The sequence below is a fragment of the Pseudomonas sp. genome, from assembly GCF_026224925.1.
In the GTDB taxonomy this organism is placed as follows: domain Bacteria; phylum Pseudomonadota; class Gammaproteobacteria; order Pseudomonadales; family Pseudomonadaceae; genus Aquipseudomonas.
Genome location: NZ_JAMFRV010000017.1, coordinates 1 through 21,825, shown reverse-complemented (window position 1 = coordinate 21,825; position 21,825 = coordinate 1). Strand labels below are relative to the sequence as shown.

Here is a 21,825-nt window from a genome sequence, read left to right as displayed (position 1 = left end):
GGCCAGCGCAGCGGCCACGTTCCAGGGCCTGATCGGCGAAGGCGCCTTCGTGCGCCGCGGCGAAGGCGAGCGCATGAAGGAATCAGCTGTCGACGACTTCCACCACGCGATGAACTGGTTGCGCGACGAAGCCGAACGCACGGTCTCGAAACAGCGCTACAAAGGTCTTGGCGAGATGAATCCTGAACAGCTGTGGGAAACGACGATGGATCCGACCGTGCGGCGTTTGTTGAAGGTACAGATCGAGGATGCGATCGCGGCGGATCAGATTTTCACGACGCTGATGGGCGATGATGTGGAGCCGCGCCGGGCGTTTATTGAAAATAATGCGCTGAGGGCGGGGAATATTGATGTTTGATTTTGTGTAGGTTATCAGAATAGTTGCGAAATATTTCAAATAGTTGACGCAAAACGCCCACATTACCTCCGGCGTTTTACTCCAACAACTGCAACGCTTGAGCGCATCCGGACGGAACTTGAGGTGGAGCTCAAGGATTTCTTCGATTTTGACCTCAACCTTCTGCGGAGGAGATGCGTGATTTCATAATTCGCACCGCAAATGGTGCGGACTACGACACGTTCAAGAAAATCGCAGAGGCAGAGGCGTACTTCCGAAATAAAAAGCCAATTAGGCGATGGGGAGACTGTATGGCAATGGATTGGCAGCGCCTTGTTTCAACCAAGCGCCTCGGCCGAGAGGATGAACACACGGACGTTGGTACGCGCACTGAATATTTGAAAGACTGGGATCGCCTGGTCTACTCAAGCGCCTTCCGGCGCCTTCAGGACAAGACGCAAGTCTTCCCGTTATCTGACAGTGACTATGTTCGGACCCGGCTCACCCACAGTATCGAAGTTTCTTCTGTCGGTCGATCACTCGGGATGCAGTGCGGCCAATTCATCTGCGAAAAAGAAAGCAGCCTGCAAATGGATCCACAAGATTTCGGAAACATCGTTGCAGCCGCTTGCCTAGCGCACGACATCGGTAATCCACCTTTCGGGCATTCAGGTGAAACTGCGATCCAGTATTGGTTCAACGAAAAGGGGGCACTGTACCTTAAGGAATTTGGTGAACGCGAACGCCAGGACTTTCTTCGCTTCGAAGGCAACGCACAAGGATTTCGACTGATCACTCGCCTCCAGAATACCCACAACCATGGCGGCTTTCAACTCACCTATGCCGTTCTCGCAGCATTCGGAAAATATCCTCGTCCTTCGGACCTCCCGAAATCGAAGAAAATTAGCGAAAAGAAGTTCGGTTACTGCGCTGACGATGCAGAAAACTTCATAGCGGTAGCAGAGGGCGTAGGCCTGGTACAAAAAGGAGATGGGGCGTTCAGTCGTCATCCCCTTGCATTCCTAATGGAGGCCGCAGACGATGTTTGCTACAACATCGTCGATCTCGAGGATGGACATCGCCTCGGCCGCATCTCATTCGATCAAGCCCATGACCTCCTCGCCTCGATCGCATTCCCTCCAGGAAAATCTGAAAGCGCGTCCTATCGCCAGATCGACAGCAATTCCGGCAAGGTGGAATACCTCCGTGCTCGCGCTATCGGCAACATAATTGAATCAGTCGTCGAAGTATTCAAGGACAGCTACGCCAAAATCATGGATGGCCAGTTCGAAGAAGATCTCGTTAGTAGATGCAAATTCGCCCCACAGTTAGCGGCCATTAAGCAGATATCCATATCGCGCATCTACACAACTCCTGCAGTACTTGAAATAGAGGCTGCGGGATTTGAAATCCTGGGAGGCCTACTTAGCAAGGTCGTACCCGCATTGTTCACACCGGAGGCTGACCGAAGCCCCGTGGAAAAGAAGATCGCGGAAATAGTACCCAAGCAATTCAGTCAAGGTGCGTCTCCGTACCAACGTTTGCTGGGTGCGACCGACTATATCTCCGGGATGACTGACACTTTTGCCCTATCAATGTTCCGTCGGTTGTATGGGATGGAGCTACCAGGATCATCAATCTAAAAGGCCGCCGTAATAACACGCGAAAAGCCATTTGACCTAGTATGGGCGGAGCCAATGATCGCTGTCGCGAAGCGCATTAATGTCGCCAGTGTCACACACGTGGTCTGAAGCCAACGCTACGACAAAGTCTATCTGGTACTTGGGAAGGCTTACTCAAAGGTCCATACTTAGGATTTCGCAACGGTCGGCTCTCATAGGCCACTTCATCGCACGCAGACAACAACCTACATATTAAGGACTATTCAAATGCCTAGTTTTCGCGGCACCAACCTGAGATCTGGCGACTTAGCAGAAGCGACGGCACTTCTTCTTTTACAACAAGTCGCCCTGGTCGCGCCTATTCCTCGCACGGAAGATATCGGCATTGATGCAGTTGTAACATTACATAGAGAATTTGATAAACATCGACTTATTGCGGAAGACTCTATTTTCGTTCAAATCAAATCCTCAAGCGTCACTAGCATCGAGTATGCTGAGGATGAGGTCAAGTGGCTGTATGAGTTAGATCTTCCATTATTCTACGCATCTTTCGACATGACAGATTGCAGTATTAGCCTATATTGCACCCAACAAATGGCTGAAGCCTTCATTACTGATCATGATCGAAAGAAAATTACCGTCCATTTTGATGGGGAACCAGACCCGCTCGAAATTGATGACGCCCCTAATGACGAAGTCCATATTGGTCCGCCGATAATGATATGGAACATGGAGCAGTGTTCAAAAAATCGGAAAGCACTTCGCGAAAAATTTTACTCTATCGTAAAACCGCATGTGGAAATACAGAAAGCTAATCTCATATATCGCGAAGTTGGACGGGTTGAAAATTGTGATTGGCGAACAAATGAAATACCAGCAAGAGGATTATGGAAAACAACGTCAACCAAACCTGCCGGAGAAATACTTGACGCTGCCTACCTTAATTTACTTCCGTTCTTTAGTATTTGGATTTTTGAGTTGGCACGCTATAAAGATTGGGACAAAGCAAGGGATCTATGGGGATTACTTGAACGTATTCGCAAAGACCTTCAGCCGCCCGATCAAAAAAACACATCATAATAAAATCAGATATACCAATCAAATTTCACAAGATGGCCAATCGCTTCCGAATAATCTATAGGCGCCGGACAGCTCATCAATTTTATTTTTTAAAAATATTTAATTAAAAAAACTCACTCTGCAATATTGCTTTCTCGATCGACGTAAGTATATAAAGATCTGCATCCCTATACAAAATACCTTTTCCAATGCCACTTAATTTTTCAGCAAATTTTCTCGAAAATACCAATTTTTCCTTTTCCTCATAAAAAGCATGCATGAATAAATTTGACAGATTAGATTCAATATCCCTTTTTAAATCAATAGATTTATTATCTTTCAAAATGCATGCAAACGCCCTTGGCTCAAGCCCAAAATCAAATTTGAAAATAAATAAAATATAAGGAAAATCGTCTTTCTCGCTGCTCAAATCAAGACAAGTACTAAAATAGTATCCTGATTTTTTTGATTTAAATTCCACAACTTGAATTTCAAACCTTGAAGATTCAATTCCTGATTTTATTTTATCGTAAATTTTATTTATACGATCAAGGCTCTCTTCAAGTGCCTCTATTTTCTTTTTGATATAATTTATTGCGGACTTTATTTCCTCAATCTCAATAAGATCTCCAGGAACCGAAGCAATAAATTCGCTTCCCGATTTCATCTGAAACTCAATTTCAAATTTTCTCCTTCTTGCGCTTCTCAAGCATTGTTTATTGACAAAAAGTTCATCGAGCACAGCGGGTTTATTTTCAATATCTCTAAATAAAAGCTCGTCATGAAATGAGCAATAACCGGGAAAATTTGTGGCATTTCTTATATGAATTGATTGTTCAATAAATGATATTGGGCTATTTTTCATATCCCGCTTCAGAGTAATAACCATTGAGTCACTATCTGAAATGGTTTTCAAAAAAATTCCTTCTGATATATCATGAGAATAACATGATTCATTTTCGCAACCATTATGGCCGCATATCCAGTCTCGCTTATTTTTGAGCAAGAAATAGAATTTATTTAAAACGATCTTAAAATTATTTCTGATATTTCCAGGAAGACTTTCATAGAAATTATTCAACATTAACGATCGCAATAGGTCATTGCCTTGCGTAATTTCATTTATTTCGACAATGAGGTCGGTAAAATTTTTTTCCATCTTTTATTTTATTAATCGTGGGCATCATTTATGCAATGAAATTTTACGATATGTCTTCAATCGAATGAAACATACTAGCACTCTGAATTAATCAAGCTCAACTAAGTCTATCATGCTTACATTTCAGCCAGAACGAACCAGATCCGAAATTGCGGTATTTTTAGTGGCTATTCGTAAAGGCCGCCCCTTAATCGATACTGCCCGTCGAATAAGATCTGCAGTCCTGCGTCTGGTGCGGGCGAATTCGCTGGTGCCATATGGCGTGTGATACTCCCCGCTGATCCCTGTTGTCATAAAAGTGATCCGACTCACGGGCACATGAGAAATGACTCCAAACTCGGATACCCTAATAATTTGTGGGGTAACAAGTTACTTACGATACGCCAAGTACAGCTGGGTACATATCTATCGATGGAAGCGTATTACCTGATATTACTTGTATGGTTTTGCTGAGTCATTCAAAACGGCCATTCGGTAATTCGCGAATGGCCCATTCAAAACGAGGCCTATCTGCGCTATCCCAAAATGGACGCCTCTCAAGCTGACGTGCTCCCAGAGACGTGAAGAACCGCGCATACCCAGCCTCTTCAAAACGGGTACTGTTTTCTTCGAAAATGATCGAACGAACCCCATGATGACTGATCAGCATTTGCGCCATGCAGCAGGCAAGGACTTGACCAACGCCAAGACCTTCTAGCTTCTGATCCGCGACCGCAAAGTGCCCAACCGTGGCAATTCCGTCCCTAATTTGAACGTTTCGCAGATGTGCAAGAATGTGGCCTTCGACAAGTACATCAGCGCTCTCAAGAGAGTTGATCCCGCCAAATCCCGGACTGCCGGCATCCCAGCAATATGGGGTATGCATTCTAGGGTGCACGAAGTACTTTTCAGGTGCCACACGAAAGATTTCGATTGCCTGTTCGATGGTCACATCGGAGCTATCCACCGGTCCGCTTGGTTGCCGCCTCAGTAGAATTCGCTTAAGCCGGTGCCAATAATTTGAAGGTCTAATCATTAGCTATTCCGCCTTTTCAATGAACGACGTAGTTTTTCATTTCACAGTGATTGAATTAAAAAGAAGAACCTGGGACAATAGACTTCCCCCATTCGCAGCCTTCTACAGCTGCGTCTCAACGCAAATAAGCCCCCAATCATCTCCACGTTAGAGACTTAGTGCAATGTCAACCACAAATGAACCTTCGTTGTCAGTTCCTTCATCTATGAGCCGAACTTGTAAATCACCTTTATGAGCTAGATTTTTCTTAAGTGTAAAGAGAGACGTATTTTCCAGCAGATCGAGGCATTTCTTCAACTTGGTATGAGCCGGCTGGCCGTTGAGGCTTGCATGAATAGAATTTGTCGCCCATTGCCGAAACTCATCAGAAAGAATCACAACCGGAAACTTGTCGTCATCCTGTTCTGCGTAAGAAAGTACTGCTGAATAGAAACTGTCTTTCTGAGTATTAGCAACCGTCATAGTTGCGCTGTTGTTTGAAGCCTTCCATCGGAGCTGAGCATGTAACGCAAAGGGCGGTGGCGGGTCAATTTGAGTACCAACTCGCCCAAGTTGCCTCAGCACTTCCTCCTTTACCTCATGTGCATATAGCTCATTCATTTGTGCAACCCTGCGATACGTTCCGCTGAGCAACTCCCTCACAGATAGCATAAACGTTTGATCTTTCTGCCAGGTGATCAACACGGGAGATCCTGGCCCTTTTGCATTCAATAGATGGCGTAGCCCCTGCTTATGCTTTCCATATAGCTTGTCCGAAACTTGGTCTTTAAGACTGTCCAAATCTTCACCAACGCCAACCACGCACAGGACACTTTTTGAAGGAGAGCAGCGCACCAAGTCACATGCCGGAGTCAGAATCAAAAGATAGCGATCGGGCGCATGCCAATGCGGTGTTATAGATTTATCATACTCTGCCGTTTCACGCAGATTTTCCCAAAGCCGATTGCGCCCCATTACTTTTGACTTCGCGTGTGTCGAGGCTTTGCGCCTTAACTCAAGTGCTTTAGATGCACGATTGCGCTGCACCTTAGGTACTAAAATTTCGCCAAACTGTAGATGACTCCCCGCAGCTTGGCTAGGGCCAAATACCACGTCCGAGAACAATTCGAATAAAACTTTGCTTTGCTTTGCCTGGCCGGAGATAGAGATTTTTCCGCTATCCAGTAGCGTTTTTGGAGGCTTTTCTGAGTAAATCCGACGAATCTTGGAGGCAATAGATTCAGAAGCCAACCACGTCAAGTAAGCGGAAACTGATTCGCCCTCAGCCGCCAGCCGTGCTAAGTTCAGCAGTCTCAAATCATGCACCTCGAGATCATCGCACTGCTGCCAAAATTCTTCTGCAGCAGTACGTGTGGCGTCCGCCAGTCCGAGCACAATGTCTTCCAGAGATTTGTTACCCAGATATGTCGCGCGTCGTTCTCGGATTCGTGCCAGAACAAATTCTGCATTCACGTCGGTTTTAGTCATTACTTCAAAGAAGGCAGTCCGCTTGCCGAGGATGCTCCTCACGGATTGTTGCACTTCAATTGAGGCACGCGACGACATGAAGAATAATAGCTTCACTTTGGTCAGATGTTCTTTGTAGTTTCGGATTCGTTGAAGCGCAGCGGTCTCTTGCTCATTATCATCAAGGAAAAAATCGATGAAAGCCACATCTACTTGATCTGTCTCTCCCACAATATCTTCGATTTGCCAAACGGTCCTCAATCGCTCTTTCTTAACGAAACTCTGAAGTGCCTCACATACAGCCAGCGGCTTCTCGAGCTTTCCCATTCGATTGAGAGAGTATGTCTTGAACAGCAATACTAAATTGGCATCGGCCAAAGTATTGGATTCATGATGATCCCAAAGTGTCGCGATGTGCTTGTGATCACTTATTAGTTCCTCAAGCAATGCATCTATATTCACCGCTTTCATTGCCGAGAATGCTGCAAGCAGTACCGCCTGCGCCTGCGCATCATTGGCAACGAAATCGATCCAATCGTTCTTGTCCTCTCCTGTGACAGCCCCTGCTCCTGGCGGAGCAAACGCATCGTCCAGCACCAACGCATTAAGTAGTTCCAACATCCACCCCTAGCTTTACGATTTATTCTTTTGTAAAATTGATTATGAACGTTCGATGCAACCCATCAGCATCTGGCGTATCAAGATAGAGGCGCGCACCATTTTCTATGGCCAAGCGACGCGCAATGTATAACCCTAATCCACGCCCCTCTCGAGGAGGCTTTGTAGTAACGAATTGGTCGAAGATATCCTCAGATCGCTCTGGTGGGATGCCCGGACCATTGTCAGAAAACCGAACCATGCGGCGAGAAGCATCTATCTCAATCACAATTCGACCTTGAGCCGCGTTGTCAAATCGGTTCATCAGCCAATAAAACGAATTACTAAACAAGTTGTCCAGAATTTGCAGGAACTGCCCCCGCTCCAATGACTCTACAAAGCGACCTTTAGACTTATTGAAGACTTCGATAATAATGTCATGCCGCTCGCTTTTTGCGGTATGAAACTCACTTAGCAATTCGACCAATTCCGAAATCTCGGTCTCCTTCCTAACTTGGCGTCCAGGAACACTTAGTTCATCAAGAATTCGAACGCGTTTGCTAAGCGTCTTGAGCTGGGCTTCAACCACAGCAGGGGAAAACTTACCTGAAGAAACCGCTAGCAACGAATCCTGTGTCACGCGAGATAATTCGTGAGCGATGAATTCCAGCATAAGGCCAACGCCGGCGAGGTGTACATAGCTCTCCATGGTTTCTTCGAAACTTGCAATACGCAGCTTTGCTCGCTCCCATGCCTCGCTGACCTCTTCCAAATGATGCATGACCTTATTTATGTTCGCGGTCTCATCTGGCACGCGTACCTGCATCTCAAGCAGACTGTTCACAGCTATTTCGCGTGATGTTCCAAGACGATTTTGGACGTCCTCCACCACCTGCTCGATCGGTGGCTCAACTTCATCAGCCACCTTTTCTAAGAATGGCTTACAGAAGCCTAGAATTACATACCGTAATAACCGGATAAGTGCTTCACGGTCGTATGAATCACGAAACCCTTCGCGATTGGTTTGATCGAGTAACGATGGGTTACCGATGGAACTAATACGCAGACGGCCAACCATTTGCGCACGATTAAGTTTGTAGGCACTGGAGGACAACGCTTTCCGATCCAGATCAAGCCAGTCGTCGGATCTCTCACCATACGGATAAACTCGATAACCGTCACGGTATACTAGAAAACCACCGGACCAGTCGCCCAAGAAGTCTTTTATAGAATCGTTCCAAAGCTCAGGAGTCTTACGCATAATGCGTCCACGGTTGAACCAGTGGAACTCAAGCTCCCAGGGGCCCAGGTGTTTCAACGCATTTGCAACAATCTCCGCGTCAAGGAGAAGCGTTTTCTTTTTCTTCTTGCTGGGCTCTTCTCGGACACACCCGCGGAGATGCTCTCCAGTCAGGCGATCTATGCGCTCGCGATTGTAGTGCTTGTAGTTGATATGTAGGGCCAACTCCGGCTCTCCACTGTCGTCGTAGCTAAATTTCGCATTACAAATCGCGTCAGCTGAACGCAGAGGCTCACGATCTAAGATCGGAACAGTTAAGTCCTTCCCCTGAAACTTCACTTGAATGAATTTGTTCGCACGCAACTTGGCAAATGGGTCAGCTATCTTTGCCAAGTCCGCTCTGATGATTCGTGCCACTTTGCTATCTGACCAATCACTCTGCAAGTCTCGAATGTAAATTGACGTACCTTGCCGCTCAATGTCTTCAGGATCACATTCCTTCGACTTAATCGGGAAACTAAGTGCAGAAGCGTCTAACGTGGGATCTATAAAGACAGGGCGCCAATCCAACTTTAGGTGATTCCAATCAGTAGCACCCTCTTTCTTTGTCACCACCTTCACGAAATGCCCCAACCGCATAGCCGATAGGCGGCCAATTCCTTTCTCGCCCAGCGGAAGGCGGGCACCAGGGTCCGGGTTCTTTAGCCTTGAGACTTGATCCGTAGCCTGTGCGATTGCGGCCTTCTTCTCAAGTAGCCGTGACGGAGTTCCAACAGTCAAATAGCTTTCTTCGAGATCCTCGGCTGACATCCCACAGCCCGTATCCTGCACCCTGATGTAGCTTCCCACCAGATAAGCCCGATCCAAGGCCTCTAACGTATCTTCAATAGAAGAGGGCTCTCCATAGGTCTCTACGAAGCGGCTTTTCGTCGTATCCGTCGCCTTTTCTTCTAGATGTTGATGGACGAGAGAGTTAAATTGATCTGAGTCAAAGCGTAGATCCGTACCTGCTTCTTCGCTTTCTTGGTGGGCAATCAGCATATTCCGCAACTGAAGATATGCCGAATGCTGCATCGCTATCCAGATCGAAACCTTCACTTCGGCCGAACCCGCATCTAATGCGTTTTTGATGAGCTCATACAGAGCTACAGCGTCTGAACTAATAAGCTCAGCACCAAGCTCCAATAAGACGCGCGCCTTGAATTTAAATGACATAGCTTTTATTTTTGGAATTGATTGGGCTAAATATCAACTGCTCGGGCAACGCTCATAGCTGACATACAAGACAACCCTGATCGTCGTCTTCATCGACGTCTTCAACTGCATCAGCATCGGAGAAAATTTCCAACAAAGTGGTGTTCTCTTTGCGTGATTTCATCCGCTCGAATCGGATCACGTGTTCACGTTTGATCTGCTCAACACGTTCAGGTCGTTCCATTTCGGCTAAGCTCTCACCCTGGCTCCAAGTGAAGAAGTTTCCGGTCTTCTCATATGGTCGTTCGTACTCCTTGGCCTTCTCGTATAGATCGGGATAGGTTTCCCTTAACTTTACCCATTCAATCTTTTGTTGGTAGAAGCAAAAATAACATCCAGAGCGAGTACGCCCCCACTTCGTGTAAGGCGGCATACCTACGCCCGAGTCACGCAAAATTCCTTCAATGTCGCGCAGGACCAGACCATCTTCTTTGAACGGATAGACCGCCGTGATATTCGGCTTATGGCTAATGTAGCCGCTTCGGTTCTCCTCAGCACGAAGGCCGACATAGTTGACAATCTCGGCGTCACCGCAATACTGTTCGAACGGTTTCAGTTTTAGGGCCCGCGTACACCAGCGCCGATGATTTGATGGAATCATGCCGCCGTACATTTCATACCAGTGATCAAATCCAACGTCCGCGTTTAGATGAACGACCTCCTTACCGAGGTAGCTCGCGATTCGATCAAGGTACTCATAAGTTTCAGGTAACTCTTTTTTTGTATCGCTGAAGATGTATTCCATCTCGGGCACACGATCACGCATATAGATGGCCAGAGCAGCGCTGTCTTTACCTCCAGACAAGCTAAGTATATGCCTAACTTTTTTCGGTTCAGCCATTGCTAACCTCCTTCTCTGGTATTGCCGCTTCAATTTGCAATTGCAGTAACGCATGCACTAGGGCCGCCGCTGCGGCATTTCTATCTCCGTTGGCGGATTTTTCAACGAGTGCTAAGACGCTCTCCGCAATCGAGTCTGACACCTCGTTGCGGGCAACAAATACAGACGATTCCTCTCCACCAGGCATCGTAAGCGTTAAGCCAACAAATCGTTCAGAAGCACGCGGGGCGACGCCGCGTTTCATTACCAACTGCATCCAACGACGATAGCGACCACATAGCTCGGTAAGCTGATCTTGGAATTTGGCTAAGGTGTCGTCCTGCCAAGCATCCAACGGACGATGGGCGATAAGACTACCGACCGAATCCAACCATTTCTCATCGGTAAGAACAACGTCGGTGCAACGCAAGATGAAACTTCTAAGGTCGGCATCCGCAAGCGTTGCCGCCTCGCGTGTGCATTCATTTTGCAGTTGGGTACGAATACGGTTTAGTGTGCCTGGTATTCCGAAGCCTTTACTCAATTCGTTCGCCACCTCGTCTTGCAGGCGTCTATGCGCCATGCCGAGATCCGTCAATGCCGCAGTCAACCACTCTTTAAAAGTGGACTTAGACTTCGAATCTGTATGCGCTTTAGGCAGCGTTTGAGTCAATAAGGCAATAGGATCCGTCGACTTGCTGATGATGGTTTTCACGATTGCTGCATCCTTACCAATCCTGGCAGTAGCCTTGGTAAAGTCCGGCAGTCTTACAAACCAGCGATACAGCACGCGCGTCATCTCCAAGAACGACGGATCGGCGCTTGTCTGGCAACCTATCGCAGAGAGTACCTCTTGACAGTCGCTGACGAGTCGTTTGCTGGCATCTTCACTGGCGAGCTCTCGGACCGTGAACGCCTGCGGATTTTTATACATCCGCATGATGTGTTCCACTGTGAGCTCGAGTACAAGCGAACCGCGCTCAAACATGGCGCACCGGTTGCGGTTAACGATTAGATATAAAGCCGCCCAGATTCCTGCCGGCCCGTTGCGAACACCAAACGGCGGTGCCGAAAGAGCTTCTAGTAGATCGGCAAATGTGAGTTGTGCGGGCTTTTGCAGCACACGAGAAATTTCCGCCCATACGACTGATATATTTTGATTTCCCTTCACCACAGCCGGATTGCTCAGCACCCATCCAGTCCCGGTCTCGCTCCAGATACCCGTTTGCTTAAGCAAAGTAGAATGGATGAGACGCTCGGGCGGATACTCATGATCCGCGCAAATTTGGCGAGTGGTATCCCCGCCAAGCAGCACCTCGAACAGCCGCTGACGCGCCAACACGATTGCAGAAGTTGGCCGATCCTTATTGATCAGCTCATTGATAATTTGAGGAGCCTTGCTATACACATGGTCAAACAACCAAGACGCGACCTGACTCTGATTCATCCCAGCGCTATTCTCTATTGGATTCGCGCAGTGCCAATAAATGGGACCAGTGCGTCCTTCTATGGGAGTAAGTGCCGAAAGGACTAGTCTCTCAACATCTTCGCTCGCTTTAGTAACGCGTGAATCCACATAGCGTGAGGTCCAAGGATCAAGACTCTTCACGTTTATTTCGCGAGCGATGGAGGTCCAGATTGCATATTCAGAAAGTGCAGCGCGTCCCTCCGCCGACAGGCTCAGATACGCATGCAACGTCAACGAAGCAGGCTCTTCAGCAAATTTTTTCTCGCATTGCATGATTTGCTCTGCTTCGCCGTTGAGAAGTACCAACTTAATCCAGGCGTCAGCCTGTACAGCATCATCTTTCGCAGAAGGTACAACCGGCCATTGCCCTAGAGTACCAACTACTGTAGAAACCGTACGAATAGTTCCGGTCTCATCGTAGTGCCTGTTGGCGACCACGAGCTTCTGAGCTAAGGCGGCCATTGTGCCTTTTACCATCAGCTCACTCTCATCTGATCGAGCCGCTTTTTCGTACAGGGCTTCAACGTTGATAGCGCTGGATACAGCGAAGGCATATTCGGCCTGCTTGTGGCGCTTGACCAAGATGCCTGCTTCAGTGAGCTGCGTCAGCGCAGCGACAACAGCAACAGAATCCGACTCACCTATGACCCAGCCCAGTGTCTCCACATCAGCACGTAATCCCAAGTTCGCCTTAACAAGCTCGAACACGGCAATCGCTTTAAGTAGTTTACCCGCTAACTCATTGGCACTTTGCTGTTCGATTACCGCGTTGGCAAAGGACCACTTCCGCTCAGCATCAAGCTCTCGGAATCGCAGCTCATTGCCGTGAGCGAGGTAGTCGTAGAGATCTTGAACGCGATACCACGAGTCGGCAGATGCATCTGATCGCTGAGCAAAATCTCGCATCGCAAACGACTCTCCGCCATACAAGAAGGCATGGAAGGAGCGCTCACTTTGTCCGTAACGTTTGGAAATAGTAGCAGCCGCTCCTAACACCAGCGGATGCAACGGATATAAACTCTCCGCTCTGTCAAAAAGCTCTTTATCTGCGGCGGTAGGCGCACGAAGTACGCTCTGCTTTACAGCCCGCGAGTACTCTTTACGAGCTGCGGTGACTATCTGCTTGTTGCGCGTCAGGTCTCCTTCAGCAAATGCTTGCTTGGCAAAGTGTGCATAGCGTTCCACAGGTTCATCGAATGGAATTTCCTCAAAGCGAGCTGCAACTTTGTGCCATTCGTCCCCAAGCGCGCGCCCAACACCCGCCGCGTAGCTCGCAAAGTGCTGGTGTAGCATCGCCACGACGGCGACACTGTCGTCGTCAGACTTACACGCATATTCGGCGATCTGTTGGAGTGCGATGAGGTCGCCGTGTTCTGGATAGAGTGCAGCATGCTCGACAAACTTACCAACCTCGTCGATTAATAAAATCACGCCATCAAGCCCAAGCGCTTTTGCAGCTTCTGCCAGATCACCCGCCATTTCGCCAATAGCCGCATTTAAGGGCCTGTCGGAATATGTACCGGCCTGAAAATTCAGCTTCTTACGGAGCTTCTGTGCTGACTTGCTCTTTCCAAGCGAGGTGAGCGCATCATTAACGGAGCTAGCGAAAGCCGTTCCGAAGGAGACCCTTGAACCCACAACAGCGATTGGGAATCGGTTTGAATCAACAAAGGCTTTTGCAATTTTGGGCGAGACGGCATTTAGCGCCTTTGCTGCAGCTGGGAAGTTTGCTTTTCCGGCCGAGAGCTGTGCAAGCAGGATGCCAAATGCAGACTTTCCGCTTCCATATGGCCCCACGATCTTCCACGCGCGTTGCGCTTGGCCAGTCAATAGGCCGGTGCTGATCTGTCGCAGTGCGCCGAGACTGTTTGGCGTAACAACATACTGCTCCAGCGCCTTCGCATCCAACAGATCACGGTCTAAAGCAATAGACCGAGTATGACGTCCATCCAAAGGAATGTAATCGATGATCTTTTCAGACATATTCTTGTGCCTCTACCTTGGCCCATGCACGGTACTCTGGGCTTAATTCTTCCGGCTGCAGCACCAAACTTTGGGTGTCAGCAGTATCAACAAATCTCAATGCATTTTTCAGCACTCCGTCAACGCAGGCCTGAATAAATTCGCGCAACTGATATTCATCCAAACGGAAAACTAGGCCTGGACTAAACTCGCCTTTTAGCACCGAGTGCAAGTCAACAGTCCACTCGCCTTTACCATGGCTTGCCACGTAGTCGACGAGCGCGATCGCGAAAGCGCGTGGAGTAAGTCCAATCTGAGAGCCAACATCAGTGCTATAGACGGTTCGCCCATCCTCGGTCTTGGACGCTTTGAGCACACCCAAGTCTTGCAATGGACACCAAGAGGTATCGTCACCGCTCCTGGCGGAAGGCAGGTAGCTGTTGATCAAAATAGAGGCATGCTGCTCAAGCGTACTAGGTGCCAAGGCGCGTGCAAGCTTCGCACCGCGGTCGGCAAGTGCTGCAATTAGCCTTGTGCGCTCGAATCGAATTAGCTTTGCTTCACCAAACACCAAGTTCCAGGCAGCCATATTGGCGTTGGTGCTTAAACGCCAATGGATAAGCCAAAGCGATTCAAGTGATTCCAAATGCGGATCCCGCCCGCCACAAGCAAGCAGTAGGCTACCGAGTGGTCCGGAGGTATGCCCACCTTGACCGTTCGTTCCGATAACACCCGCAGATTCCGCCCAGAACTGGAGAGATTTCACCATATTGCGACCAATGCCTAGCGCTTGCATCGCACCTTCTTCATTCTTAATGATCGCCGGATCGCTTTGAACCGCGCGGTGCACCTTGGGAAGCCAACCGTACCGGCAAACAAAGGACTCATGTCCTGAAAAGCGTTCGTTTGGCGTTGCACTCATGCCTTCCTCCGTGTTTTTTTAACTTGCACACCGTCGTCGCTAGATCCTGCAGCTTCCTTGTCTGCGCGTTCTAGGACTATGCATTTCGTGGACGCATCGAAATAGATGTTAACAGGGTCCCCCTCTTGCATCCCAGCATTTCGAAGGAGCTGCTCAGAGAGCGATATACGCCCCAGTTTTTGTACTTTCTTAGTATCAAATAATACTTTCATGAGTAATTCCTGATCCTGCCTTATGGGTATAATAAGTAGGGAATCATATCAGATGTGAACTTGCCCATAGCGCAATTCCCTCTAAATCGGAAGGGCAAACTTCACGCTTATGCTGTGGCGCGTAGTGAGCAAGCGTCAATATAACTCTTGATTTCCCTGCACCGGTGGGAAGGCTGAGCAAGCGGGCTTTGTGGTCCTGTTGAACTAGCGGTTTGTTGAGATAAACGACGCCGACCGCACTGCGTTCTTCTGACATTCGCGTAGTGCAAACCGCACTGCCCCACCCTTGCCTCGACTTCCGCCAGCATCTTCCCGGAGACGACGTCGACACCTTTCGCGTACCGATACAGCATCTTCTTGGCGTCCACGTCCTCCAGAAGATCGCCCAACTGATTCAGATTTTCCGTGCCGGTCACACGCAGCATTTCGGCCAGCCATAGCCTGGTTCTCATCACGTCTATCGTTGATCTCTTCGGTCGTCCTGCCATCGCTCCCTCCTTCAAATCCGTGTCATAGGAATGAAATTCCGCATTTCATACGGAAGGAATTCCGTTTCGATTTTCTTAAGCTATGCACATAGTCAATCGAACTAGCTTACCAGAGAAGCGACGGCATGAAGAACCCGTCCATGCATTGCTTAACGATTCAGGCTATAAGCGTGGAAAATATCCTCATTACCACGAGGACATCTTAAACAACCGACCTTCATCGCCTTCGTCATGCAGAGTCACAACAATTTCTTGTGACGTAAACACAGGTTCACTATCGGCGCGAGGTGGCAAATCGGAATCAATCAGGGTGATGATTGGCTGCAAGCCTAGGTCGGCATATTGACGAATTACGGTCAATAAATTTTCCTTTTTTCGATCATCCAGTGACTCAAAAATTCCATCATGGTATACAAAGCGTGGGAATTTCTCGTCCAGATGAGCACGCAAAACGGCAAGATCAAATGCTATACAAAGCAATTTTCTGTAAGTATGACCAGTGTCCGCACTTGTAGCGTTGCCGGAGCCATCAAGGATCTCAGCCTTGAACTCTAAATGCCCCTCTTTATTCGGTGACACACTGAGCAACGCTTTACGATCAATGACGTCTTCGACAACCTCACTGAAATAAACGCGGATAGCTGAGAACCGACTCGTCTTATCAGAGTTTTGCTTCTCAACGTTTTCCTCAATAGCACTTTGTAGATGCCCACATTCTTCCGACAGCGTCCTGATCTCGGCGCGCAATTCTTGAAGGCGATGCATGGAGGCTCGCAGTCGCTCCAACGACGTGATATCTGCACGAAGATTAACCAACTCGTCGGCGACAAGCTTGTACTTGGCAAACACGTCTGTACTGCTGAGAAACGACAGCATTTCGGAGCGCCTGCGGCCCAGCGTCGTCAATTCTGCGTTGATGTCCTTTAGCTCGGCATCAATTTCGTCACGCTCCTCAAGTAAATACTGTCGGCGCTCCTCCGTTATAGCACGATTAAATGCAATCAGCTGCTGAAAATCTTTTTTTACTTGCCCTGCGAATAGAACACCCGCCTCTTGAAAAAGGCGTTGGGCCTCATCAGGGTTAAATAGGATCTGATCGTCACCGAGAGACGTCACAATTTTTTTCTTATTCTGATTTAGCGAATAGCGCCGGTTGTTAAGCCAAGCAATCCGCTGGTCGGTAGTATCGACCAGGTCTTTCGTTTTCTCTTTGTCTTGCGCACGAAAGTCAAAAGAATCCAATAGCTTTTGCTTCTTTTCGGCGTCGTTTACTTTTAAAAGTAACAGGCCGTCTATCTTGCTAATATCCTCGACTGACCCCCCCCCTAGCTCGTTTCTGATCACCTGCGCCGTGTCTTCTTTGCCCGCGAGCTCCTCTTCCTTCTCATAGTGCCGCTCTACTAGGTGCGAATCAAAGCCAAGAAGGTGCGCAAGAAAAGGCTTCCAGTACGCATGACGACCAATCGCCGCGCCCAATTGAAACACGTCGCGATAGTCCTCTTGAGACCGCAACAGATAGCCCAAGCAAGACCGATATTGCCAAGGTGAAGTACCACGCCAATCCAGCAGTCCATCCAGCAATTCGCGTGCTCGCTCAAACGGCACGTCTTGATGGTCCCATTCTCCCAGCGGTAAGCCGGAAAAATCTTGATGTCCTGCTTCATGCTTTTTGAAAGCAATCTTAGTGGCTTCTGTAACGCTTCGGCGCACAGTAACAAACGATGCGTCTGCAAGCTCAATTTCCAGGAAAAAGATTAAATCCTTAAATTGATCTTCGTGTTTAAATAGAAAAAATTTAGGGTTACGCTTAGAAAGAAATACGAAGTCGAGCAACCGCCCCAACGATGTCTTTCCCAAATTATGAGTATCTTTATCCTTATTCTCGGGCAGGCGTATCTCCGCCATGACGACATTCAACGTTGGAACGAATTCGACCGGTTCGAAAAGATTGGTTCGATTTGTATAGAGTCTAGACAGTTTCATTTGGGCCCACGTACTCGATAGCGTCAGTTTTCGGGCGGTAGTCAACCAGTCCCATCAAAAACAGGAAGTTCAGCGCCGGCAGGAAAAGCACGTCCCCGCCATTCACTGTCTTTTTCGCGAATTTGCGCAGATCATCATAGCCGGCCAGCCTCTCGCGCTTCAGGCGAATAAGCAATCGCAGCGCGACATTGATCACGGTACGGTCTGGATGGGAATGTTTTGTCGGCCTAAGCATCGCCGTCTCCTATCTCACCAATGTCACAGTTCCAGTACATATAGAACAACACTACCCGAGTAAGACGCTTATGCGCGTGTTGGCGCAGCACAGGATCGCGATTGAATAGAAGGTCCGCCAAGTGCTCCATCACAGCGTCAAAGGTCTGATAGTCGCGGCGCTTAGCGATGATCTTAAGTTGAAATTCGTCAACCACTGACTCATACAACTGCAAGAGATCATAGTTCTCAGGTGCCTCAAGGAACGCTTTGATCTGCCCAGTCTCTTTGAGGTATCGTTTGCGCTGTTCCTTAGCGTACTCCGGCGTCATATTGTTGAGACCGTTCTTGACGTCGTATGTCACCCGACCGGACGGTGGAGCATCCAAGAGGGCGGCGATCTCATCACGTTGCCGTGCGAAGGCTTGGACCACCTCTGCAAGATCGTCAGGGCTTACGATCAATGGAGAATCCGTCGGGTCGAGGTCAGCGGCTTTTGCTGCCTCGGGAAACTGCTTCAATAAAAACTCAAGTTGCTCGACGCCGAACAACGCGATCGATACCTGAGGAATGCCACACTCATTCGAAACATGCGCTCGAATTTCGCTCTCTGCGTTACCCGCTAATCGTCGGTTGGAGAACAGCATGTAGTGGTCTAATTGCCCGTTCGCAAGCAGTTTCTGAATACGAGGAATTTCTTCGCCGATAATGGTCTTCTGTGATGTCTTGCTGTAAAACTCCCCTTCGGCAAAACTCTTGTTGTACCCGTTTGTGTGCTTTGCCTGAATGATTGTGGTGCCTACCCATGGAGCGGCCTTGCTCGGATGCAGTTCTGCCGTACCAACGAATTTTGCATCCCGCCCGCCGTCGGGTCCTTTCGCGAACCCCTGAACACTTATTCCGAACAAATAGCGGCATAGGCAAACAACCAGCCGCTCGAACTGATCGTCGCTCATGTCTTCGTATGCATACTTCATATAAATACCATCTTCTTCTATTGGTTGCTCATCATCTCTGCGCCACCGTGATGCCAGAAACCCCCGAAAGCGATGCAGGTTGCACAACGATCTCGACCCGTTGCCCCAACGCCACCAACGCTTGCATTAATCGTTCGAGCGAAATATTCTGAAGTTGGCAGCGGCGAACTTGCGAGACTTTAGGCTGCGTCATACCTGTGATTTCCGCTACTTCAGATTGATTCAATCCGCGATGCTCAATCAATTCGTTAAGCTTGCGCGCTAAAAGAACCTTAGTCGTTTGATCAGTGCCAATGATCGCAAGATCGGCGGCCTTCCCGACGCTTGACTGCCTACTACTCATGGAACACTCCTTTGCTCACAATAGTGATGGCATGCCAGTATGCTTGGCGCTTGAAATATTATTAACATAGCATCGAAAAACATGCGACATCCATTATACCAGTCCGGATATAAACCTGATAGACAAACAACATTGTCCGATCCGAACCTACCAAGGCATGAACAGCGCCATGGATGCCATAGCGACAGGTACCCGCGATCCCGTAAAGGAATGAATTTGAAGGAACTCGTCGCTTGAGTGCACTCAAGCGGTGCCGCCCAACAAAGCAATTCAGACACAGGGATACGTTGATGCGAGCCGTACACACGGATCGTTTGTGGCCTTCGGTGACAAAAATCCCGCATGGGTGATTTCGATAAACTTGAAGTCACGCATGCGGGAATGTGGAACGTTGCGGATCACGTCTCCGCCATCGATGCCTCGCCCATGGCCCTGCTAAGCAATGGAAATGTGCCGCATAAGTTCATCATTAGGCTATGAATCGGAAACCATCTCTAGCAAAATTTTCTGATGCGCCCAAGTATCGACCTCCTTGGGATTAACATAAGGCGTGGCCATACGTTTGAAATAGTTAACTGCAATTGGATCGGTATCGATATCGTATTTCACTCGGATGATCGGCCTCTGATATTTTTCGCCTATCTCAGTGAGGTAAATGCTGAAGGTGCCGCCATCACCAATACCTGCAGTGAGCGTGCTTTCAATCACGTTGTCGACTGACGCAATACCATTGTCGATTGACCTATGGGTCGCCGGGTCTATCAAATCAAGTTCGCGGACGCGAATCCTAGTTCGGTGTGGGCCGAGATTTGCGTAGGTACAAGTCATCTGAAGCAGACGCTCCGGCAGGCGTTGTGTGTGGCACTCTGGTTTAACACGAGGAATGAGATCACTCTGCGCTTTCGCCAGCTCGGCCGCAAGACGAATATGATCTGATTGGCTGCCGTTAAGGGAAACTTGACGTTGAAAGTCTAACCGCTGGGAATCAAGTATTGCAGCTTGACGCTGAAGTTCGAGTCTAATAGCCTCATTCGCCTCAGTACTTTTCTGCGTCGAAACCATCAGGTCGACCTTGCTCCGCTCAACAAATAATGTGTTCGCAAGCGCTATTGATACGCTGGCAAGGGCGCCAATTCCAGCAACAGCTAAAGGCATCCAGGCTTTTTCGTTCTTTCCTTTTTTATCAAGCCGAGATGGCTTTACTTTAAATCCCTTCTTACCACTCAGATGGGACATACGGTTTTTCCTTTCCAGTTTGAATGACAAAACACCCGCTGGCTTGACGATGCGTTAAAGTATGACCTTTCGAAAATTTCCCAACATTCTCTCGCCTGCGGCTTCGGGATCGCTTCGATATATCACGAGCTGACGACACACCCGAGCGGGAGACCAGACTTTACGATGAACCGCAGCTAGGGCAATGCGCGGGCCGGGCGCGTCGCTGTCCCGCCAGCCGCACGGCGAGGCCATAATTGCCCGCGGCAGTTTCGTGGAAAGTGGCGTTATGTCGAATCGCCGCGTTGCACGCCAACAAATTCGCAAGCATCTCTATTAGAGGCGGAAAATTTACCATCTGATGTGCCGCACCCTAGCTGCGATGCATTACTCGTCGAGCAATTGGCCGGAAATCGGCTGCCTCCCGTATCTACCTATTCATTCGCGTTATTCCATTAACAGCGAGTGCTGACTGGGTGAGGCCAGACTATCATCCTCAGCCGCGGGTAGCCAGCTTCATGCACATTTCGGTTACCCAGCCGTGTACCCATATCCGATCATCCTCGCTCAGCGAGTTCAATAAAACAGCGAGATCGCTCGCTTGATCGACGGACCGGGCAGAACCTGCGCGGACCAGTGCATCGAGCGGCACGTCAAAAAGTTCAGCGAGATCGATGAGCCGCAGTAAAGGAGGCAAGGTGGCGCCGCGCTCGAACCGCGAGATCGTTTCCTGTTCCACGCCCAACTTCGTTGCAACCTGCTCCTGGGTTAGCTTCCTTCCAATGCGCTGCTTTGCCAACGCCCGTCCGATCCGTTTGGCAAACATCCCCTCCTGCCGAGCAGTGACCATATTCCACATTCCATGACTGAAGACCACACGAATGGTGGTGTCACTAATGAATTCTGGTAACATCGTGATATGTGGCAATACCACAAAATTTGCATATCACTACCCTTAATGGAGACCATCGATGAGCTATTACCCCGCCGCTTTCAGGTGCTTGATCGCGAGCTTTGGATTCTCACTGGCGGGATGCGTTACGGTCCCCATACCGAACGATCAACTCCAGAACTACGCACTGCTCGTCCCGCAAGATTTGTATGGGGACGGTGCAGCAGTTACCGCGATCGATGGCAAATCACAGATAGTGGCGCAACAGATGACTATCGAGGGGTCACATATACTGCCCGATGTTATGACCCGGCCGGGTGTTAACGTGCTTCCAGGCATGCATACGATTCAAGTGAACGTTTGTCGTGGGAGCAGTTGTATGCCCGACACCTATGTGTTCGAGGCTCATCCCGGCATGGCATACATCCTCGAAGGTCCGAATCAAAATATCGTCCTGTTGGATCGGTTCCAAAAATCCGCCAGTGGCTTCCTGCATCCCGTCGCACGTCACGAATTCGTCACCGACCAGGAACTGGCAACATCCCGTCAAAACGAATTGACAGCCGCGGCCAATGCCGGTGTGGCGACCGTCGAGCAACGC

The 21,825-nt window shown here is 48.9% G+C and carries 18 protein-coding genes and 1 pseudogene; 4 read left to right on the top strand and 15 right to left on the bottom strand.

What is annotated here, in order from left to right; genetic code table 11:
- From gyrB to M0974_RS01030, 3 genes and pseudogenes are all read left to right on the top strand, one after another.
- A pseudogene (gene gyrB / locus M0974_RS01040) lies at nt 1-358 on the top strand (DNA gyrase subunit B); the annotation flags it as partial.
- 173 nt (nt 359-531) lie between these two features.
- The gene (locus M0974_RS01035) at nt 532-1,980 is read left to right on the top strand and encodes a deoxyguanosinetriphosphate triphosphohydrolase (protein ID WP_297831506.1); all 1,449 of its coding nucleotides are present in this window, start codon (nt 532-534) and stop codon (nt 1,978-1,980) included.
- Between the two features lie 246 nt (nt 1,981-2,226).
- A complete protein-coding gene (locus tag M0974_RS01030) occupies nt 2,227-3,039 on the top strand; it encodes a hypothetical protein (protein ID WP_297831503.1) in 813 nt (270 codons plus the stop codon).
- A 103-nt stretch (nt 3,040-3,142) separates the two neighbouring features.
- On the opposite strand, the gene M0974_RS01025 is transcribed toward M0974_RS01030, so the two are convergent.
- The 15 genes from M0974_RS01025 to M0974_RS00955 all read right to left on the bottom strand — a co-directional run bounded on the left by M0974_RS01025 (nt 3,143) and on the right by M0974_RS00955 (nt 21,182).
- A complete protein-coding gene (locus tag M0974_RS01025) occupies nt 3,143-4,177 on the bottom strand; it encodes a hypothetical protein (RefSeq protein ID WP_297831501.1) in 1,035 nt (344 codons plus the stop codon).
- 454 nt (nt 4,178-4,631) lie between these two features.
- Nucleotides 4,632-5,108 (bottom strand): hypothetical protein, encoded by a 477-nt coding sequence (locus M0974_RS01020; RefSeq protein ID WP_297831497.1) that lies wholly within the window; start codon nt 5,106-5,108, stop codon nt 4,632-4,634.
- A gap of 231 nt (nt 5,109-5,339) precedes the next feature.
- Nucleotides 5,340-7,259 carry a hypothetical protein gene (locus M0974_RS01015; RefSeq protein ID WP_297831494.1) on the bottom strand — a complete coding sequence of 640 codons (1,920 nt, stop codon included), beginning with the start codon at nt 7,257-7,259 and terminating at the stop codon, nt 5,340-5,342.
- 19 nt (nt 7,260-7,278) lie between these two features.
- A complete protein-coding gene (locus M0974_RS01010) occupies nt 7,279-9,690 on the bottom strand; it encodes an ATP-binding protein (RefSeq protein WP_297831490.1) in 2,412 nt (803 codons plus the stop codon).
- 52 nt (nt 9,691-9,742) lie between these two features.
- A complete protein-coding gene (locus tag M0974_RS01005) occupies nt 9,743-10,570 on the bottom strand; it encodes a phosphoadenosine phosphosulfate reductase family protein (protein ID WP_297831486.1) in 828 nt (275 codons plus the stop codon).
- Entirely contained in the window at nt 10,563-14,000 is a 3,438-nt protein-coding gene (locus M0974_RS01000; protein ID WP_297831483.1) for a hypothetical protein, read from the bottom strand. The genes M0974_RS01005 and M0974_RS01000 overlap by 8 nt, the downstream gene beginning before the upstream one ends.
- Complete coding sequence (locus M0974_RS00995; RefSeq protein ID WP_297831480.1) at nt 13,993-14,901, bottom strand: DUF4007 family protein; 909 nt, start codon at nt 14,899-14,901, stop codon at nt 13,993-13,995. Before M0974_RS00995 ends, M0974_RS01000 begins: the two co-directional genes overlap by 8 nt.
- Nucleotides 14,898-15,113, bottom strand: coding sequence for a hypothetical protein (locus tag M0974_RS00990; RefSeq protein ID WP_297831477.1), 216 nt, complete (start codon nt 15,111-15,113; stop codon nt 14,898-14,900). The genes M0974_RS00995 and M0974_RS00990 overlap by 4 nt, the downstream gene beginning before the upstream one ends.
- A 107-nt stretch (nt 15,114-15,220) precedes the next feature.
- A complete protein-coding gene (locus tag M0974_RS00985; RefSeq protein WP_297831474.1) occupies nt 15,221-15,601 on the bottom strand; it encodes a hypothetical protein in 381 nt (126 codons plus the stop codon).
- Nucleotides 15,602-15,787: 186 nt separating this feature from the next.
- Complete coding sequence (locus tag M0974_RS00980; RefSeq protein WP_297831472.1) at nt 15,788-17,584, bottom strand: DUF2326 domain-containing protein; 1,797 nt, start codon at nt 17,582-17,584, stop codon at nt 15,788-15,790.
- A complete protein-coding gene (locus tag M0974_RS00975; RefSeq protein WP_297831467.1) occupies nt 17,571-17,780 on the bottom strand; it encodes an ABC-three component system middle component 8 in 210 nt (69 codons plus the stop codon). Before M0974_RS00975 ends, M0974_RS00980 begins: the two co-directional genes overlap by 14 nt.
- A gap of 31 nt (nt 17,781-17,811) precedes the next feature.
- Nucleotides 17,812-18,753, bottom strand: coding sequence for an ABC-three component system protein (locus M0974_RS00970; protein ID WP_297831465.1), 942 nt, complete (start codon nt 18,751-18,753; stop codon nt 17,812-17,814).
- Nucleotides 18,754-18,805: 52 nt separating this feature from the next.
- Nucleotides 18,806-19,117: a helix-turn-helix domain-containing protein gene (locus tag M0974_RS00965; RefSeq protein ID WP_297831462.1), complete on the bottom strand. Its 312-nt coding sequence runs from the start codon at nt 19,115-19,117 to the stop codon at nt 18,806-18,808.
- Nucleotides 19,118-19,591: 474 nt separating this feature from the next.
- On the bottom strand, nt 19,592-20,353 hold the full coding sequence (locus tag M0974_RS00960; protein ID WP_297831459.1) for a hypothetical protein: 762 nt from the start codon (nt 20,351-20,353) through the stop codon (nt 19,592-19,594).
- A gap of 475 nt (nt 20,354-20,828) precedes the next feature.
- A complete protein-coding gene (locus tag M0974_RS00955; protein ID WP_297831455.1) occupies nt 20,829-21,182 on the bottom strand; it encodes a helix-turn-helix transcriptional regulator in 354 nt (117 codons plus the stop codon).
- A 421-nt stretch (nt 21,183-21,603) separates the two neighbouring features.
- Between M0974_RS00955 and M0974_RS00950 the strand changes: the two genes are divergently transcribed.
- Nucleotides 21,604-21,825, top strand: a 222-nt coding sequence (locus M0974_RS00950) for a hypothetical protein (protein WP_297831453.1), incomplete at its 3' end; no start/stop codon positions are given.

Bases quoted from the DNA above. Each gene is read 5' to 3' on its own strand.
- M0974_RS01035 (WP_297831506.1), top strand. From the start codon at position 532: ATGCGTGATTTCATAATTCGCACCGCAAATGGTGCGGACTACGACACG.
- M0974_RS01030 (WP_297831503.1), top strand. From the start codon at position 2,227: ATGCCTAGTTTTCGCGGCACCAACCTGAGATCTGGCGACTTAGCAGAA.
- M0974_RS01025 (WP_297831501.1), bottom strand. From the start codon at position 4,177: ATGGAAAAAAATTTTACCGACCTCATTGTCGAAATAAATGAAATTACG.
- M0974_RS01015 (WP_297831494.1), bottom strand. From the start codon at position 7,259: ATGTTGGAACTACTTAATGCGTTGGTGCTGGACGATGCGTTTGCTCCG.
- M0974_RS01010 (WP_297831490.1), bottom strand. From the start codon at position 9,690: ATGTCATTTAAATTCAAGGCGCGCGTCTTATTGGAGCTTGGTGCTGAG.
- M0974_RS01005 (WP_297831486.1), bottom strand. From the start codon at position 10,570: ATGGCTGAACCGAAAAAAGTTAGGCATATACTTAGCTTGTCTGGAGGT.
- M0974_RS01000 (WP_297831483.1), bottom strand. From the start codon at position 14,000: ATGTCTGAAAAGATCATCGATTACATTCCTTTGGATGGACGTCATACT.
- M0974_RS00995 (WP_297831480.1), bottom strand. From the start codon at position 14,901: ATGAGTGCAACGCCAAACGAACGCTTTTCAGGACATGAGTCCTTTGTT.
- M0974_RS00990 (WP_297831477.1), bottom strand. From the start codon at position 15,113: ATGAAAGTATTATTTGATACTAAGAAAGTACAAAAACTGGGGCGTATA.
- M0974_RS00985 (WP_297831474.1), bottom strand. From the start codon at position 15,601: ATGGCAGGACGACCGAAGAGATCAACGATAGACGTGATGAGAACCAGG.
- M0974_RS00980 (WP_297831472.1), bottom strand. From the start codon at position 17,584: ATGAAACTGTCTAGACTCTATACAAATCGAACCAATCTTTTCGAACCG.
- M0974_RS00970 (WP_297831465.1), bottom strand. From the start codon at position 18,753: ATGAGCGACGATCAGTTCGAGCGGCTGGTTGTTTGCCTATGCCGCTAT.
- M0974_RS00965 (WP_297831462.1), bottom strand. From the start codon at position 19,117: ATGAGTAGTAGGCAGTCAAGCGTCGGGAAGGCCGCCGATCTTGCGATC.
- M0974_RS00960 (WP_297831459.1), bottom strand. From the start codon at position 20,353: ATGTCCCATCTGAGTGGTAAGAAGGGATTTAAAGTAAAGCCATCTCGG.
- M0974_RS00955 (WP_297831455.1), bottom strand. From the start codon at position 21,182: ATGGTCACTGCTCGGCAGGAGGGGATGTTTGCCAAACGGATCGGACGG.